This is a genomic window from Pseudarthrobacter sp. CC4 (genome assembly GCF_048957775.1).
Taxonomy (GTDB): Bacteria; Actinomycetota; Actinomycetes; order Actinomycetales; family Micrococcaceae; genus Arthrobacter.
In genome coordinates this window covers 262821-279866 of the sequence record NZ_JARCCZ010000001.1, presented here as the reverse complement: position 1 = coordinate 279866, position 17046 = coordinate 262821, and the positions used below count along the sequence as shown (strand labels likewise).

Below are 17046 nucleotides of genomic sequence, written 5' to 3'. Positions count from 1 at the left end.
AGGAACCCTACGCCGGGGGCGGCCGTTGGCAAGGGGTGCTTCCGCACGGCTTCAGCCGCCCAGGCCGGCGATGTGGCCGGCCACGTATTTGGCGTCGTCGCCCACCAGCGCCAGGGTGGCCGAGGCGTGCCTCGTCAGCCAGGGCAGTCCGACGGCGTACAGGCCGGTGACGTCCGTGACGCCCCGGGAGTGCCGGGGGTAGTTCCACTCGTCCAGCACGGGGATGTCCAGGAAGCTGAAGTCCAGGCCGTACCCGGTGGCCCAGATGACCGCCGTGATGCCTTCCGCGTCCAGGTCCAGCCGTGCCCCGGATTCCGGGGGGAGCCATGAATCGGTCCGCGGCGTTTCCGGGGCCGGCGCATCAATGCCGGCCGCCGCGATGTAGGCGTCCGCCATCAGCTTCAGGCGCTGGCCGAACCCTGCCTCAACCATCGCCAGGCGTTCGGGGAGGTCGTCGCTGAAGGCGAGGACGCCGTCGTCGATTCCCTCAAAGCGGCCGTGGAGCCGGACGCCGCGGCGGCCCAGGTCCCGCACTCGGATGCTGTGGCCGCCGTCGTTGCCGGAAACCAGCGGATTGCACAGGAAACGCGCCGCGGGGGAGGGGAGCTGGTCCACCTGGAAACCGTTGATGCCGTACTCGGGGCCGTGCAGGTTGACCTGCAGGATCCAGTGGAAGACGTCCTGGCCCCGGTACCGGCGCGGCGCCTCGGGGCAGGTTGAGACGGCCAGGTGCACCTCCCGGCCGGCCGCCAGCAGGTCCTCGGTGATCTGCCCGCCGGACTGTCCGGTGCCCACCACCAGCACGGCACCGCCCGGCAGCTGCTGCGGATTGCGGTAGTCGTGGCTGTGCAGCTGGAGCACATGCGGGGGAAGGCCGGCCGACGCCGCCGGGATGCGCGGCAGCTGGAAGGCCCCGTTGGCCAGCACGACGTTCCGTGCCGCGAACTGCCCGCCGTTGGTTTCCACGCTGAATCCGCCGTCAGCCCGGCCGATCCGGGTGGCTTCCGTGTCCAGCAGCACCGGCGCGGCAATCCGCTGGGCATAATCACGGAACAGGCCGATGACGGCGTCACGGGGAAGGAAAGCGTCAGGCTCGGGACCGTCGTAGGTCAGGCCCGGCAACATGAAGGAGAAGTTGGGCGTGTTCAGGTAGAACGAATCCCAGCGGTCCTGCCATGCCCCGCCCAGGGCATCCCGCCGCTCCAGCACCTGGTGCTCCACGCCGTGCCGCGCCAGCCAGTAGCTGGTGGCCAGGCCGGCCTGCCCGGCTCCGATCACCAGGGTGTTCACCCGTTGCGGTATCTCCATGGTTTGCTCCCGCAGGTCAGGAGGCGGACTGGATCTGCTGGCAGGATATGCCCGGATGGGCGCCGTGGTAAGCGCTGCTCCAAATCTCCTGTAATGTTGTTCCTGTTGTTGTGTTTATGCAGTTGGTAGTTCAGGCAGTACGCGCGGTCGAAAGTCCGCGTTCTTCTGAAGTAGCGGTTTTGAACACCCCACACCGGAGGGCCCGAAAGTCGGGACTTTCCCTCCACCTTCACGAAGGACAAAAATAATGGCTACTGGTACCGTCAAATGGTTTAACGCTGAAAAGGGCTTCGGCTTCATTTCCCCCGATGACTCTTCACAGGATGTTTTCGCACACTACTCTGCGATCAACTCCAACGGCTTCCGCTCCCTCGAAGAGAACCAGAAGGTTTCCTTCGACACCGAGCAGGGCCCCAAGGGTCCCCAGGCCACCAACATCCAGGCACTCTAATCCATTAGGGAATCTGGGGCCTTCGGGTTTCGAATTTTGAAAAAGCAGGGCCGGTCGCTGACCGGCCCTGCTTTTGCTTAACCCGGCTGTGCTGCCAGATCAGCGATGCAGGACCTCCTGCGGCTCTGGAAAGATGGCCCTATGCAGTCCGCCGCACGCGTCCCCGCCTTTGAACTCCGCATCAGCATTGAGGACACCGAGCCAGAGATCTGGCGCCGACTGCGGGTTCCCGCCGCCCTGACAGTGGAAGAATTCCATCTTGCCGTGCAGGCGGCCTTCGGCTGGGAGGACCGCCACGTTTACGCCGTCAGGTGCGTAGATCCCCGCGGGAACCAGCGCGTGGTTGCAGGGCCCCGCGGCGCAACGGAGGACTCGGGCGCAGAGGCGGCCTCCGCCGTCGTCCTTTCGGACCTGTTGGATCCCCGGAAGCCGGGCACGGCCTGCGAGTACGAGTACGACTTCGGCGACGGCTGGACTCACCAGGTGGAGTTGCTCGGGCCGGCCGAACTGGCGTACGGCGAGCTCCAGTGCCTGGGCGGCGCCAACCGTGGTCCCGTGGAGGATTCCGGCGGGCCGGAGGGATATGCCAACCTGGTCCGCATCCTCGCGGACCGGCACCATCCGGAGCATGGCGATGCCGGGAGATGGGTCTTCGAGACCACCGGGGAGTTTGGCCAGAGGTTCGACGCCACCCGCTTCGACGTGGACGCTGCCAACCGCCGGCTGCGGATCCTCAGCCTCCAGTGGTGGCCGCAGCCGCTCACTGACGGCGATCGCGATGCGGTGCTGAAGCCCGTGCGCTGGTTCCTGGAGAATGCCGAGGGTGATGGCCTGGAACTGACGAAGGACGGGTACCTGAAACCCTTCCTGGTGGCGCGCGCCGTGGAGGAAATCGGCTGGGACGGAGCCGTCCTGGGCAAGGGAAACCGTGAAGCGAATGTCTTGCCGGTCCGTGAACTCCGGGAGCATGTCCTGGCGTGGAAGCTGGTACGGAAGCTCAAAGGCAGGCTGGTGCTCACACCCCGCGGCCGGCGGGCGCTCGAACGGCCGGGCGACTTGTGGGACTACATGGTGGACGTGATCGCCAGTCCGAAGCACGACGCCGTACGGCTGGCCATGCGCCTCTACACACACTGGTACCTCAGTGGCATTGCGCCGCCGCGGCTCCTTGAAAGGGATGTGATCAGCCTGGCCCTGGAGGGCGCCGGGTTCGTTACCCCGTCCGGCCACGGCATCCCCGGGGAGTGGGTCACCGACATCTACCGGCGTGTGCTGTGGAGCCTCATGTGCCTGCGCGTGTTCGATCGCGGCGACCACCTTTTCCATCGGCAAATGCTGACCGACGGCGGCGTGAAGTTCTTCATGGCGGTCAGGGAGGCTGACCGGCATTCTCCGGGCGGTCCTGCGAGCTGACAGCCACGGCTGTCCGTGCACGGATGTGCAGCGGCAGTGCACGGTGATGCGCCGCCGGTCCGGGGCCACAATCTGGCTACTGACCAGTAACAACGATGTGGAGTGCCCTTCAAATCCGCCGCCGCACCCGGCGCAAACGGCGGGCGGTCCTGGCCGCACGTTTGTGCAGAATCCGCCGCCGCCGCCCTGTCCTGCCTAGCATTTGAAGAGCCCCGGGAGGAACCTGGCCCGCAGCACAGGCTCCGGTTCCTGCCCGCCCCATCCGCTGACACGCAAACGAAGAGGTTTCTATGTCACTGCTCAAAAAGGCACTGTCCCTGGCCGCGACCGCCGTCCTCGCCGGTTCCCTCGCCGCGGCACCCGCCCACGCTGACGTCGTCGAAATATCCCCGCCCGGCGCCAACGACTGGTCCTGCAAGCCGTCCGCCGAGCACCCCTACCCTGTCATCCTGGTCCCCGGGACCTTTGAAAGCATGGCAAAGAACTGGTCCACCCTCTCGCCGTACCTCAAGAGCGCCGGGTACTGCGTCTTTGCGCTCAACTACGGGGAGACGAACGGCGTCTACGCCACCGCGCCGGTAGCCGATTCCGCGAAGGAACTCGCCCCGTTTGTCGACGCTGTCCGCGCAGCCACCGGCGCAAAGAAGGTGGACCTCGTGGGCCACAGCCAGGGCGGCATGATGCCCCGTTACTACATGGGCTTCCTCGGCGGCGCCAAGAACGTCAACCAGCTCGTCGGAATCGCCCCCTCGAACCACGGCACGGAAGGCGTGATCCTTCCGCCGCCGGACGTCGTGGCCGACCCGAACTACACGGCTCTCGGCTGCGCTGCCTGCGCCGACCAGCAGGCAGGTTCGCCGTTCATGCAGGAACTGAACTCCATCGGTGACACCGTGGCCGGACCGTCCTACACCGTGATCTCCACCGTCTACGACGAAGTGGTGATTCCCTACAACAGCCAGTTCCTCTCCGGCCCGGCGCGGCAGGTCACCAACATCACCATCCAGGACAAGTGCCCGGCGGATGTGTTTGAGCACGACCAGACGCCGAACGACCCCGTGGTGCACCAGATCGTCGCCCATGCCCTGGGCAGGGCGTCTGGGCCGGCGGATCCGGCCTACCAGCCCAGCTGCATCTAGCAGCGGACCGGCCCGCCCGCTACTTGTCCGGGTTCGGCTCCCGAACGTCCTTTTCACCGATGTCCGCCGCGCCCAGGGCTGCCGCCGCCGCGCTGTGGACCGGTTCATGTTCGCGGACCCGGATCTCTGGGTGGTGCAGGTCCAGGGCCGGCCGCTCGGAACGGATCCGGGGCAGGGACGTGAAGTTGTGCCGCGGCGGCGGGCAGGACGTGGCCCATTCCAGCGAGGCGCCGAAGCCCCAGGGATCGTCCACGGTGACCTTCTTGCCCGCCCGCCAGGTGATGTAGACGTTCCAGAAGAACGGAATCAGGGAGGCGCCCAGCAGGAAGGAACTGAAGGTGGAGAACTGGTTCATCAAGGTGAAGTTGTCCTCCACCAGGTAGTCCGCATACCGGCGGGGCATTCCCATGACGCCCAGCCAGTGCTGGATGAGGAACGTCCCGTGGAAGCCAACGAGCAGCATCCAGAAGTGGATCTTGCCCAGGCGTTCATTGAGCATGGTGCCGGTGAATTTGGGCCACCAGAAGTAGAAGCCGGCGAACATCGCGAACACCACGGTGCCGAACACCACGTAGTGGAAGTGCGCCACCACGAAGTAGGAGTCCGAGACGTGGAAGTCCAGCGGCGGGGACGCCAGGATGATGCCGGTCAGGCCGCCGAACAGGAAGGTGATCAGGAAGCCGATGCTCCAGAGCATCGGGGTTTCGAAGGTCAGCGAACCGCCCCACATGGTGCCGATCCAGTTGAAGAACTTCACGCCGGTGGGGACCGCGATCAGCATGGTCATGAACGCGAAGAACGGCAGCAGCACGGATCCGGTGACGTACATGTGGTGTGCCCACACCGTCATGGACAGCGCGGCGATGGAGATGGTGGCGTAGACCAGGCCCTTGTAGCCGAAGATCGGTTTGCGGCTGAAGACCGGGAAGATCTCCGAAACGATGCCGAAGAACGGCAGCGCGATGATGTACACCTCGGGGTGGCCGAAGAACCAGAACAGGTGCTGCCAGAGGACGGCGCCGCCGTTTTCCGGATCGTAGATGTGGGCTCCGAAGCGGCGGTCCGCGCCGAGGGCGAACAGTGCTGCTGCCAGCGGCGGGAAGGCCATGATGACCAGGATGGCCGTCACCAGGGTATTCCAGGTGAAGATCGGCATCCGCCACATGGTCAGGCCGGGGGCGCGCATGCAGATGATGGTGGTGATGAAGTTGACCGCACCCAAGATGGTGCCGAAACCGGACAGCGCCAGGCCGAACACCCACAGGTCCCCGCCGATGCCGGGACTGAAGGTGGTATCGGACAGCGGCGCGTAAGCGAACCAGCCAAACGATGCCGCGCCCTGCGGGGTGATGAAGCCGGACACCGCAATGGTGGAACCGAAGAGGAAGAACCAGAATGCCAGCGCGTTCAGCCGCGGGAACGCGACGTCCGGCGCGCCGATCTGCAGCGGCATGATCACGTTCGCGAAGCCCGCGAAGAGCGGGGTGGCAAACATCAGCAGCATGATGATGCCGTGCATGGTGAACAGCTGGTTGTACTGCTCCTTCGTCTGCAGCACCTGCATGCCGGGCTCGAACAGTTCCGCCCGGATGAGCAGCGCCATCACGCCGCCCATGCAGAAGAACGCAAAGGACGTGATCAGGTACATGTACCCGATGGTCTTGTGGTCCGTGGTGGTGAGCCAGTTGACCACGATGCTGCCCTTGCGCCGGGGTACCACGGCCGGCGCAGCGGTAGCGGCGAGCCCTTCACCTGAACGTCCGGTAGTGGTCATCGTTCCACCTCGCAGATCTCCTGGATGGCGCTGAAGGCCCCTTGCGTAAGCCCTACTTTGAAGGCTACTCAGGATCGCGGTGTCCGGGAAGGGCTTTGATGAGGCGCCGGGGCGCTAGTGCAGCCCCATCGCGTTCCGGACCTCGTCCAGGATGTGGTGCATTGCTGATTCCGCCACCGCCGTGTCCCCGGCCGCCACGGCTGCAGCCACGTCCTCATGCGCCTGCAGCGCCTCGTTCCGGGGCTTGAACGGCATCAGCCCCTGCTGCGTCCGGCTGGTGAGCACTTCCGCCACCATGCCCTCGAGTGCCTGGAACATCTCGTTTCCGCAGCTTCGCAGCAGCAGCTGGTGGAACTCGATATCGGCCGCCAGGAACCCCTGGAGGTCGCCGGCCTCACCCAGCCGCCGCAGCTCCGCCGCAAGGGCAACAAGCTGTGCCCGTTCCGCGGCGCTGGCACGGCGGGCGGCGCCTGCGGCGGCAATGGGCTCGACGGCGATGCGCAGCTCCGTGAGGCTGCTGTACTGGACGTCGCGCCGGTCCGAGGCAAGCCGCCAGCGCACCAGCTTGGGGTCGAAGACGTTCCAGCACCGGCGCTCCTGCACCACGATGCCAACCCGCCGCCGCGAATAGACCAGGTTCATCGACTCCAACACCTTCATGGTGTCCCGCGCAACGGTGCGGGAAATTCCGTACTCCTGCTGTAGGCCTTCCAGGGTGAGCCTGCTGCCCGGGGCCAGCTTTGCGGAGGCGATGGCGACGCCGACCGCCTCCAAAACGCGCTCGTGCATTGCGGGGGAGGCCCCGCCGTCGTGCGCATCATCCGCGCCCGCACCTGTCGCCGTCGACATATTTTCCGCCTCTCTCCGCGCCGGAGCGCACCTCCAGAATAGCGAACAAAAACAGTAAGGTATGACCTGTGACACGCAAAGATAGTATTTATTAGCCTCAAAGGTGATACCTTATGGCGTAGCCCACGTAACGACGGGCACGCAGCGAGCTTCTTCGAAAGCCAAAGACGTCTTCTCCGGAGGTATGAACATGCAGAATCCCCCCACGCATCTTGTGGTGATGGGCGTCGCCGGGTCCGGCAAAACCACCCTGGCGGCGGCCCTGTCCGGACGGCTGGGGTGGGCCTGCGCCGAAGCGGACGAGTTCCACCCGGACGCGAACATCGCCAAGATGACCCAGGGCATCCCGCTGCAGGACGAGGACCGCTGGCCGTGGCTCCGGGAAATCCAGGCCTGGATGAGCGCCCAGGCCCAGGCCGGCTGCAGCACGGTCATCACCTGCTCCGCCCTGAAGAAAAGCTACCGCCAGCTCCTGTCCGAAGCGGAGGGACGCGTCATCTTCCTCCACCTCGACGGCGGCGCGGACCTGATCAGCCGGCGCATGCAGGGCCGGGAGGGCCACTTCATGCCGCCCGCCCTGCTGCCGAGCCAGCTGGCCACCCTCGAGGCGCTCAGCCAGGAAGAGCTCGACGCCGGCAGCCTCCGCCTGGACATCGCGCAGTCACCCGGGCAGCTGGTCGCCGCCGTCGTGCAGGCCCTTCACCTTTCCTCCGGCCAGGCGCCCAGCGCGTCCTGACCACCCCTGACCCCCAACAAATCCTGCTTCAAAGGAGAACCATGACCATCGAAGGATGGACCCAAACACTGGGCGCAGGGCCGCTGCTGCTCATCGCCGCCGCAGCGATCCTCGTCCTGCTGTTCCTGATCATCAGGCTGCGCATGCACGCCCTGGTCGCGCTGATCCTGATCAGCCTCGCCACTGCCTTCGCCACCGGCATCCCCGCCAGCCAGGTGGTCCCGGTGCTGATCAACGGCTTCGGCACCACGCTCGGCACGGTGGCACTCCTGGTGGGCCTGGGCGCGATGCTCGGCCGCATCGTCGAAACCAGCGGCGGCGCCAAGGTGCTGGCCGACTACCTCATCGGCGTCTTCGGCGAAAAGCGCGCCCCGTTCGCCCTGGGCCTGGCCTCGCTGATCTTCGGCTTCCCCATCTTCTTCGACGCCGGCCTGGTTGTCATGCTGCCCGTGGTCTTCGCGGTGGCCCACCGCCTGGGCGGGGGAGTGCTCCGCTACGGCCTGCCCGCCGCCGGCGCATTTTCCGTGATGCACATCTTCCTGCCGCCGCACCCGGGCCCGGTGTCCGCAGCGGCCTTCTTCGACGCCAACATCGGCCTGGTGACCATCGCCGGCCTCATCGTCGCCATCCCCACCTGGTACGTCACCGCCTACCTGTACGGCCTCTACACCGGCAAGAAGCTGGTCCTGCCCGTGCCGGAAATCCTGGGCCACGCCACCGCCGAAGCCGAGTCGCACCCGCCGCGCTTCCGCACCATCGTGGGCCTGCTGCTCCTGCCGCTGCTCCTGATCTTCATGAACACCGGGCTGAACACCCTGGCTACCTCCGGTGTACTCGCCGAAGGCGTCAAGAAGGAGCAGTGGTACCAGGTCCTGCGCACCCTCGGCGAAACTCCGGTGGCACTGCTGATCGCCGTGCTGGTGGCCATGTTCGTGCTCGGCGCCAGGCGGGGCAAGGACGCGGGCGCGCTCGAGAAGCTGCTCGAATCATCCCTGGGCCCGGTCTGCTCCGTCATCCTGATCACCGGCGCCGGCGGCATGTTCGGCGGCGTCCTGCGCACCTCCGGCATTGGCCAGGCACTGGCCGACGTCCTGGGCGACCTGGGCATCCCGCTCATCCTCGCAGGCTTCCTGATCTCCGCCATCCTGCGCATCGCCCAGGGTTCGGCCACCGTGGCGCTGACCACCACCGCCGGCCTGATCGCCCCCGCTGTTGCCCTGGCGGGGCTGAACGGGATGCAGGTTGCCGCCCTGGTGATTGCCGTGGCCGCCGGTTCCGTGGTGGTCTCCCACGTCAACGACTCCGGGTTCTGGCTGGTGGGCCGCTTCTTCGGCATGGACGTCAAGACCACCCTGAAGACCTGGACCGTCATGGAAACCCTCATCGGCGTGATGGGCTTCGCCATCGCCGCAGTGATCTTCCTGGTGGCAGGCCTGGCGGGTTAGCCTGCCGAACTATGGCGCCCCTCCCCAACTAAGTAGCGCCAAGTGTCGTTTTGAAACCCCAAAACGACACCTGGCGCTACTTGCTTTTTAAGTGCGTGCCGGAGATACCCAGCTTTCGATGATTCACCCTGCTTGGTAAGGGGTAGCCGAAGGGGTTCAGGTTGGCGACGGACTGCACTAACTTTCTCCTATGGCCATGGGCAAGCAAAGGTGCTCGGACCCCCAATAGGAATTTCTACTCAGAAGGAGTGGGAAAGGTCATGAATCAACCAACCAAGATTTTCCTGGCCGTCCTCGTCGTGCTGCTCGTAGCGGCAGGAGTGGCACTTTTCGTCACTGAAAGCACCAGGAAGAGCAGGGCCGCCGAGTACACCCCCCAGGTCAACCCCGCAGATTTCAGCACCAAGATCACGAACAAATACTTTGCCCTTCCGGTGGGCAAGAAATTGACCTATGAAACCGTTGAGCAGGGGAAGGTCACCGAGACGATCGAAATCGAAATCCTGCAGGAGACCAAGACCATCGAGGGCGTTGAGACCGTCATTTACCTGGACAAGGAATTCAAGAACGGGCAGCTCGTGGAGGAAACCCGGGATTATCTGGCGCAGCACAAAAACGGCGACGTGTGGTATTTCGGCGAGGACGTGAACAACTTCTGGAACGGGATTCTGATCAACCACTCCGGCAGCTTTCTCCACGGGAAAGACGGGGCACAAGCGGGGATCTGGATGAAAGCCGAGCAGCGCGTGGGGGATTCCTACCGGCAGGAATTCTACGCGGGCTATGCCGAAGATATGCGGGACACGGCGGCCACCGGCGAGACCGTCTCCACGAAGGCCCGGACCTACACCGGCTGCGTCAAGGTTTACGACTGGTCGCCCCTTGAAAAGAATGCCCGGGAGCACAAGTACTACTGCCCGGAGGTCGCTGCGCTGGTCCTCACCGAGGACCTGCAGTCTGGAAGCCGGTCAGAACTCGTGAAAGTCGTCGCCCCGTAGCCTCCGGCAGCGGAACGCCCGGCACCGGAAGGTCCGGCCGGTGTGCCGGCCGGTGTGCCGGCCGGACCTTCCGCTGGAACCGGTTTTCGAGCCTAACCGCGCGCCTGCAGCCCGGGCATGCCGTCCTGGATCGCGAACGAGGCCTTCGTCGAAACGGGGGCGCCCGGCGTCGTGACATAGTCCAGCGTCCGGAAGTCCGCCGTCATGGCGTCCTTGGTGATCCTGGTGTTCACGTAGCCGCGGTTGTCGTTGAAGAACTTCAGGTGCGGGTTCCACGCCATGGTGGGTTCCGTGGTGGAGCCGGTGCCATTGCCGGTGGAGGTGATGGATGTGCACACCAGTTCCGAGCCCACCACGGGCGAAGCCGGGTCCTTGTAGTCCACCTTGAGGTCGTTGGCCCAGTTGCGGTGCACGTCGCCGGTGAGTACGACGGCGTTGCGCACGTTGGCGTCCACCCAGCCTTGGGTGATGCGGCGGCGGGATGCGGCGTACCCGTCCCAGCCGTCCATCGAGACGTCGTCGATCTCCGGCGCCTGGGCGCGGTCACGCTCGGCGAAGAAGACCTGCTGGCCCAGGATGTCCCAGCGCTGGGTGGAGTTCCGGAAGCCGTCCAGCAGCCATGTCTCCTGCTCGGCACCGGTGATGGTGCGGTTCTCGGCCAGGCGCTCGGCCACGTTCTTCTTCCAGCCGTCGCCGGCGAGCTGGTCGTCACGGTACTGCCGGGTGTCCATCATGTGGAAATTGGCGAGCTGGCCCCACTGGATGGTGCGGTAGATCTTCATGTCGAACCCGGCCGGCACGGACGAGGCCCGCAGCGGCATGTTCTCGTAATACGCCTGGAACGCGGCGGCCCGCCGCTGCCGGAAACGCTCCGTGGTGTCGTTCATCTGGTTGGGGTCGCGGTTCTCGGGGACCTCGTCCGCCCAGTTGTTGTCCACCTCGTGGTCATCCCACACCACAAGCCACGGCGCGATCGCGTGCGCCGCCTGCAGGTCGGCGTCGGACTTGTACTGGGCGTGCCGCTGCCGGTAGCCGGCGAGGCTCACAGTCTCGGGGCCCTGGTGGTCGCGCGGATTGCCGCCGCCGATCACGTAGCTGCCCTTCTTGTACTCGTACAGGTAGTCGCCCAGGTGCAGCACCAGGTCCGGGTGGTCCTCGGCGAGGCGCGTGTAGGCGGTGAAGTAGCCGTGCTCGTACTGGGAGCAGCTGGCAAACGCCATGGCCAGGGCGGCAGGCGTCTCGTGCAGCGCCGGGGCGGTCAGGGTTCGGCCGGTTGCGCTGATGTGGCGGCCGCTGCGGAACCGGTAGAAGTATTCGCGGCCCGGCTTGAGGCCCTTCAGTTCCACGTGCACCGAGTGGGCGGTTTCGATTCCGGCCTGTTCGACGCCGCGGGCTACCACAGTGCGCATGCCCTCGTCCTCGGCCACCTCCCAGGCCACCGGGACCTGGCGGGAGGGCATGCCGCCCAGGCCGTCCTCGGCCAGGGGGTCCAATGCCAGGCGGGTCCAGATCACGAAGCCGTCCGGCCACGGCTCGCCGGAGGCAATGCCCAGCATGAACGGATCGGTGCGGAGGCCGGCGTCGTCCGCTGTTGAAACGGCGACTGCGGCACCCGGCAGGGCGGCGACGAGGCCGGCCCCGAGGCCGGCGGAAATGAGGGATCTGCGTGAGATGTTGTCCATGGGTCCGACCGTAGGGAGGCCGGTTGGACGGGTGCTGAGGGCGGCATGAATGACTGGTTAACTGCGTGACAAAAACTGTCTTGCCTGGTGCGGGCCCCTCGAACCCGCCCACTAGCTACGTACCTGCCGCCCGGGACTTCGCGGCCTTCGGCTCCTTCGGCGGCAGCCCCGCCACGTACTCGAAGGCCTTGTGGATCCACGCCCTGGCACGGGCGTCGTCGCCGTCGCCTTCCTCGTTCCAGACCTCCGGCAATCCCGTGTAGCCGCCCATGGGCCGCTCCGCCGGGCCGAAGGGGACGGTCCGCTCCCCGCCTTCGAGCTGCTGCCTGTCCTCCGGCGAGAGCTTGATCCCGACGGTGGAGCCGAACAACCCGGCGAACATGTTGCCGTTGACGAACGCACCGAGGTTGCCGAACATCGGCTTCACCACCACGCCGGGGCCGTCCGGCACCAGGGACCGGAAGCGCTCCTTGTCCGCGTCTGACGCTTTGGGCATCTCCATGGCTTTCCCCCCGGGTTCAGCTGGCTGGTCTGTGCAGGATATGCCCTCTTGTCCGCGCCGGGGAACACCTGCCGTGCCGCCGTCGTTGTGCCGGTAGGCAACATGCCCAGCCAGGGCGCCCCGACTTCCCCAACCAAAGGACACCCCTTGACTCCTCGCACCATCGTGATCACCGGCGCCAGCGACGGCATCGGCGCAGCAGCCGCCCGGACGCTGGCCAAGGCAGGGGAGCAGGTGGTCGTCGTCGGCCGTTCCGCGGAGAAGACCCGCGCCATGGCCAAGGAACTGGACACCGACTACTTTGTCAGTGACTTCGCGGAGCTCGCTCAGGTCCGCACCCTCGCCGCCCAGCTGAAGTCCGACTACCCGCGCATCGACGTCCTGGCCAACAACGCCGGCGGCATCATGGGCAAGCGCACCCTCACCGTGGACGGCAACGAATCCACGTTCCAGGTCAACCACCTGGCGCCGTTCCTGCTCACCACGCTGCTGATGGACACCCTGGTTGCCAGCAACGCCAAAGTCATCAACACCTCCAGCGGCGCCAACAACTTCGGGAAGCTGGACCTGTTCGACCTCACGGCCGAGCACGGCTACTCCACCAACCGCGCCTACGGCACCGGCAAGCTCGCCAACATCCTCTTCACCTCCGAGCTGCACCGCCGCTTCGGCGAGCAGGGAATCACGACGGCGGCATTCCACCCGGGCGTGGTCCGCACCAACTTCGCGGCCGAGTCCAGCAGCCCGTTCCGGCACGCCTACAAGACGCTGCTGAACCGCTTCATGCTCACGCCGGACCAGGGCGCAGACACCCTGCTCTGGCTGGTCAACGGCACCGCGGGCAAGGACTGGATCTCCGGTGCGTACTACTACAAGCGCGCCCTGGCCAAGGCCAATCCCCAGGCCTACGACGCCGAACTGGCGCGCGGCCTGTGGGAGCAGAGCGAGGAGCTCGTGGCTGCCTGAGAGGCCCACGGCCGCCCGGCTGGGCCGGAAATGCGTGACTTTTGGGTTTCCCGTAGGCGGAGCCCGCGTGCTTTCGGGGCTTTGGCTCCTTGCAGCGCCCAAAAGTCACGCATTTGCGTCAGCGGGCGCGCTCTACATCCGCCGCGGCCTCTGACTGGCCTCGGGCAGTAAGCCCCGCCACTACGCCGTCCACGTCCGCTTCGGGCCGGTTCTGGCTCAGCTTGGCCTTGGCCTCGATCCGGGTGATGACCAGTTCGACTCCCACGATGGCCCGCAGCTGCCCGGCGATGTACCGGCCAGGCGCGTCATCCACGCTCCACGGGTGGTCAAAGCCGGCCTCGTGCACACCGGTGAGGCGCCGGACCTGCCGGTCCAGCCATGCAGGGTCGTCGTGGATCACCAGCCGTCCGTACACGTGCGCCGTGGTGTAGTTCCAGGTGGGCACAACGCGTCCGTGCTCGGCCTTGGACGCGTACCAGGACGGGGAAACGTAGGCGTCCGCACCCTGGATGATGGCCAGCGCGTCCCCGACGGCGGGTTGGGACCACTGCGTGTTGTTCCGCGCAACGTGCCCCTGCAGCGCGCCGTGCTCGCCGGCGTCGGGATCGTAAACGAAGGGCAGGAGCGTGGCGATGAGGCCGTGCGGGGTCATGGTGATGAGGTTCGCTGCTCCCGGGCGGGTGAGGAGGTCCTGGACGGCGTCGGGGACCGCGGCAAAGTGGGCTGGAACGTACATGGCTAATCCTTTGCTGGCTGGAGGACGGGGCCGGGGAGGGCGGCAATGTGGGCCGCCGCGGGCCTGAGCCGCACCCGGACGGCGGCCCCGGCGCACAGGATGACCGCCAGCCCGCCGAGGACCGTGGACCATGTCAGGGCTTCGCCCAGCAGGAGCGCCGCCCAGCAGATGGTGAGCACGGGCTGGATGAGCTGGATCTGGCTGACGCGGGCGATGGGGCCGATGGCCAGGCCCCGGTACCAGGCGAAGAAGCCCAGGAACATGCTCACCACGGCGAGGTACGCGAAGGCGGCCCACTGCGCCGGGGTTGCGGACGGCGGCTGCTGGATGGCGGAGACGGCGGCCAGGGCCAGCATCAGCGGCAAAGCGAGGACCAGCGCCCAGGAAATGGTCTGCCAGGATCCCAGTTCGCGGGCCAGCAGGCCGCCCTCTGCGTAGCCCACAGCCGCAGCCACCACCGAGCCGAGGAGCAACAGGTCCGTCCAGTGCAGGACACCCAGGCCGGCGGACTGCAGGGACGCGAAGGCGATGACCGCGAAGGCGCCGAGGCCGCTGACCAGCCAGAAAGCAAGCGGCGGGCGTTCCCGCCCGCGGATAACGGCGGCCGTGGCCGTTGCTGCAGGGAGGAGGGCGATGACCACGGCGCCGTGGCCTGCCGGGGTGCTGGTCAGGGCAAAGGAGGTCAGTAGCGGGAAGCCGATCACGACGCCGGCCGCAACCACCGCCAGGCGCGCCCACTGCGTCCCGCGGGGGAGCAGTTGCCGGCTAAGTGCCAGGGCGGACGCGGCCAGGACTCCCGCCACCACGGCCCGGCCGGAGCCTATGAACAGCGGGGACAGGCCGGCAACGGCAACCTTCGTGAACGGTACGGTGAACGAAAAGGCTGCCACGCCAACCAGGCCGAGCAGCAGTCCGGATGGCTGCGGGCTCAGTATCGCTGTGCCGGAAGAATGAGTAGCGCTACTATTGTCTTTCATGAACAACGATAGCAGTTCGCGGATAGCGGCGCACCTGAAATCCTGGCTGTCCGCAGCCGCGCCGGGAGCGAAACTGCCGTCCACCCGTTCCCTGGTGGCCGAGTACCAGGCCAGCCCGGTCACCGTTCAGAAGGCCCTGCAGACCCTCGCGGCGCAGGGCCTCATTGAGAGCCGCCCCGGTGTGGGGACGTTCGTGCGGGCTGCCCGGATGGCGCGCCCGTCCGACTACGGCTGGCAGACGGCGGCGCTCCGCTCGCCGCTGGTGGCGCTGCCGCCGGCCTCCTCCACCATGCGGGACGTGCCGCTCGGGGCCATCGCCTTCCACTCCGGCTATCCTGCCCGCGAGCTCCTCCCCGAGCGGCTGGTGCGGGCAGCCCTTACGCGTGCCTCCCGCGGTGACGCGGCACTGTCCAGGCCGCCCGCGGCCGGCCTGCCGGAGCTGCAGTCGTGGTTCGCCCACGAGCTCGGCGCGTCGACGCCGGCCGGAATTTCGCCGCCGAACCCAAGCGACGTCGTCGTACTCCCCGGGAGCCAGAGCGGGCTGAGCTCCGTCTTCAGCGCGCTGGTGGGCAGGGGGCAGCCGTTGCTGATGGAGTCGCCGTCCTACTGGGGCGCCATCCTCGCGGCCGCGCAGGCGGGCGTCCGCGTCGTCCCGGTGCCCAGCGGCCCGGAAGGGCCGGACGCCGGGGAGCTTGCCCGCGCCTTTGACGAGTCTGGCGCCCGGGTTTTCTACGCACAGCCCAACTATTCAAATCCCACCGGCGCGCAGTGGACTCCGGAACGGCGCGACGAGGTCCTGGACGTGGTCCGCGCGAAGGGCGCGTTCTTGGTGGAGGACGACTGGGCACACGACTTCGGCATCACCTCCAGCCCCGTGCCTGTGGCTTCCCGCGACGATTCCGGGCACGTCGTCTACCTGCGCTCGCTGACCAAGAGCGTGTCCACTTCCATTCGGGTGGCGGCCCTTATTGCCCGCGGGCCGGCACGGGAGCGCATCCTTGCGGACCGTGCCGCCGAATCGATGTACGTCAGCGGACTGCTGCAGGCCGCAGCGCTCGACGTCGTCACGCAGCCAGGGTGGCAGACGCACCTGCGCAGCCTGCGCCACCAGCTTGAATCCCGCAGGGACCTGCTGGTCACCAGCGTGCGGGAGCACATCCCCCAGGCGCACCTTGAGCAGGTGCCGAGAGGCGGGCTTCACCTGTGGTTGCGGCTTCCGGACGGGACGGACCTGGCGCGCCTGACCCGGGACTGCGAAGCCGCAGGGGTCATCATTGCCCCTGGCGACGAGTGGTTCCCGGCTGAGCCTGCGGGTCCTTTCGTCCGGCTCAACTACTCCGGCACGAATCCGGGCGCCTTCCCGGAAGGCGCCCGGATCATTGGCCGGATGCTGGAGCTGAACCTGGCCTAGCAGTCAGCCGGCCAGTGCCGCGCAGACGTCAGTGGCAGTCCCGGATGAACTGACCAGGGTCCAAACACCCTCGGTGCTGATGGTGTAAACGACCCTTCCGAGGTATTGGGTGGTGGAGGGGCCGGCTGGGATGTCCGTGGGGAACATGACGATGCCGTTATGCCCAGTGGCTGTGACGGTTCGGGAACCGTCGGGGTTGACCACAGTATTTGACACGGATCCATCTGTTCTGAAGGTGATGGACTCGCCCGCCTCTGGATTGTCCGGGTCACTTCCGTAGTTGGTGTAGGTGAGCAGGACGCCCTTGCCTGCGGTGATAATCCGGACGACATTGCCGTTCCGGTCAACAAACTCCCGCGTTTGAAGCTTGCCTCCCGTCGATGATATTCCGAGGTTGAAGTCCGCACAGCCCACACCCGCCGGGAGGATGTCGGGTTCGGCTGCCAACGCCGGCTGGGCCGGTGCAACAAGGGCAGCTGTGGCCAATGCGGCTGGGGCGAGGCCTCGAGTGATGCTGCTGGTTTTCATTGTATTTTCCTTTCAGGTGTACCGGATCGTGCAAGTACAGGCTGACTCCGGGCGCTTAAGGGAGCCTTAATCACGGCGCAAGCTATGGACCCTCCGCGTGCCCGGGAGCATGATGGGGTTGATGCAGTTCC

At 66.5% G+C, this 17046-nt stretch carries 16 protein-coding genes; 8 read left to right on the top strand and 8 right to left on the bottom strand.

Annotated features, from left to right (window positions below):
* Positions 1-51: 51 nt before the first annotated feature.
* Complete coding sequence (locus tag PV768_RS01155) at positions 52-1308, bottom strand: flavin-containing monooxygenase (RefSeq protein ID WP_421092000.1); 1257 nt, start codon at positions 1306-1308, stop codon at positions 52-54.
* 247 nt (positions 1309-1555) lie between these two features.
* Between PV768_RS01155 and PV768_RS01150 the strand changes: the two genes are divergently transcribed.
* The 3 genes from PV768_RS01150 to PV768_RS01140 all read left to right on the top strand — a co-directional run bounded on the left by PV768_RS01150 (position 1556) and on the right by PV768_RS01140 (position 4311).
* A complete protein-coding gene (locus PV768_RS01150; RefSeq protein ID WP_009372930.1) occupies positions 1556-1759 on the top strand; it encodes a cold-shock protein in 204 nt (67 codons plus the stop codon).
* Positions 1760-1900: 141 nt separating this feature from the next.
* Positions 1901-3172: a plasmid pRiA4b ORF-3 family protein gene (locus tag PV768_RS01145; RefSeq protein WP_421091999.1), complete on the top strand. Its 1272-nt coding sequence runs from the start codon at positions 1901-1903 to the stop codon at positions 3170-3172.
* A 290-nt stretch (positions 3173-3462) separates the two neighbouring features.
* Positions 3463-4311 carry an esterase/lipase family protein gene (locus PV768_RS01140; protein WP_157238807.1) on the top strand — a complete coding sequence of 283 codons (849 nt, stop codon included), beginning with the start codon at positions 3463-3465 and terminating at the stop codon, positions 4309-4311.
* A gap of 19 nt (positions 4312-4330) precedes the next feature.
* Here PV768_RS01140 and ctaD read toward each other — a convergent pair whose 3' ends face one another.
* Positions 4331-6085, bottom strand: a complete 1755-nt coding sequence (ctaD, locus tag PV768_RS01135) for a cytochrome c oxidase subunit I (protein ID WP_157238806.1) — start codon at positions 6083-6085, stop codon at positions 4331-4333.
* A 114-nt stretch (positions 6086-6199) separates the two neighbouring features.
* Positions 6200-6934 carry a FadR/GntR family transcriptional regulator gene (locus tag PV768_RS01130; RefSeq protein WP_157238805.1) on the bottom strand — a complete coding sequence of 245 codons (735 nt, stop codon included), beginning with the start codon at positions 6932-6934 and terminating at the stop codon, positions 6200-6202.
* Positions 6935-7124: 190 nt separating this feature from the next.
* Here PV768_RS01130 and PV768_RS01125 point away from each other — a divergent pair, with 190 nt between their 5' ends.
* The 3 genes from PV768_RS01125 to PV768_RS01115 all read left to right on the top strand — a co-directional run bounded on the left by PV768_RS01125 (position 7125) and on the right by PV768_RS01115 (position 10113).
* The gene (locus tag PV768_RS01125) at positions 7125-7670 is read left to right on the top strand and encodes a gluconokinase (RefSeq protein WP_421091998.1); all 546 of its coding nucleotides are present in this window, start codon (positions 7125-7127) and stop codon (positions 7668-7670) included.
* A 41-nt stretch (positions 7671-7711) separates the two neighbouring features.
* Positions 7712-9115, top strand: a complete 1404-nt coding sequence (locus PV768_RS01120) for a GntP family permease (RefSeq protein ID WP_421091997.1) — start codon at positions 7712-7714, stop codon at positions 9113-9115.
* A 260-nt stretch (positions 9116-9375) separates the two neighbouring features.
* Entirely contained in the window at positions 9376-10113 is a 738-nt protein-coding gene (locus PV768_RS01115; protein ID WP_421091996.1) for a hypothetical protein, read from the top strand.
* A 92-nt stretch (positions 10114-10205) separates the two neighbouring features.
* Here PV768_RS01115 and PV768_RS01110 read toward each other — a convergent pair whose 3' ends face one another.
* Both PV768_RS01110 and PV768_RS01105 read right to left on the bottom strand, forming a co-directional pair.
* Positions 10206-11795: an alkaline phosphatase D family protein gene (locus tag PV768_RS01110; protein ID WP_421091995.1), complete on the bottom strand. Its 1590-nt coding sequence runs from the start codon at positions 11793-11795 to the stop codon at positions 10206-10208.
* A gap of 115 nt (positions 11796-11910) precedes the next feature.
* On the bottom strand, positions 11911-12297 hold the full coding sequence (locus PV768_RS01105; RefSeq protein WP_157238800.1) for a TfoX/Sxy family protein: 387 nt from the start codon (positions 12295-12297) through the stop codon (positions 11911-11913).
* Between the two features lie 147 nt (positions 12298-12444).
* On the opposite strand from PV768_RS01105, the gene PV768_RS01100 reads away from it, so the two are divergent.
* A complete protein-coding gene (locus PV768_RS01100) occupies positions 12445-13263 on the top strand; it encodes an SDR family NAD(P)-dependent oxidoreductase (RefSeq protein ID WP_323056274.1) in 819 nt (272 codons plus the stop codon).
* A 118-nt stretch (positions 13264-13381) separates the two neighbouring features.
* Here the strand turns inward: PV768_RS01100 and PV768_RS01095 are convergent, their stop codons facing one another.
* Both PV768_RS01095 and PV768_RS01090 read right to left on the bottom strand, forming a co-directional pair.
* A complete protein-coding gene (locus tag PV768_RS01095) occupies positions 13382-13999 on the bottom strand; it encodes an FMN-binding negative transcriptional regulator (RefSeq protein WP_421091994.1) in 618 nt (205 codons plus the stop codon).
* A 2-nt stretch (positions 14000-14001) separates the two neighbouring features.
* Positions 14002-14976 carry a DMT family transporter gene (locus PV768_RS01090; RefSeq protein WP_157238797.1) on the bottom strand — a complete coding sequence of 325 codons (975 nt, stop codon included), beginning with the start codon at positions 14974-14976 and terminating at the stop codon, positions 14002-14004.
* Between PV768_RS01090 and PV768_RS01085 the strand changes: the two genes are divergently transcribed.
* Entirely contained in the window at positions 14975-16387 is a 1413-nt protein-coding gene (locus PV768_RS01085) for a PLP-dependent aminotransferase family protein (protein WP_323056271.1), read from the top strand. The genes PV768_RS01090 and PV768_RS01085 overlap by 2 nt on opposite strands.
* Positions 16388-16390: 3 nt before the next feature.
* Here the strand turns inward: PV768_RS01085 and PV768_RS01080 are convergent, their stop codons facing one another.
* A complete protein-coding gene (locus tag PV768_RS01080; protein WP_421091993.1) occupies positions 16391-16915 on the bottom strand; it encodes a hypothetical protein in 525 nt (174 codons plus the stop codon).
* Positions 16916-17046: the final 131 nt, after the last annotated feature.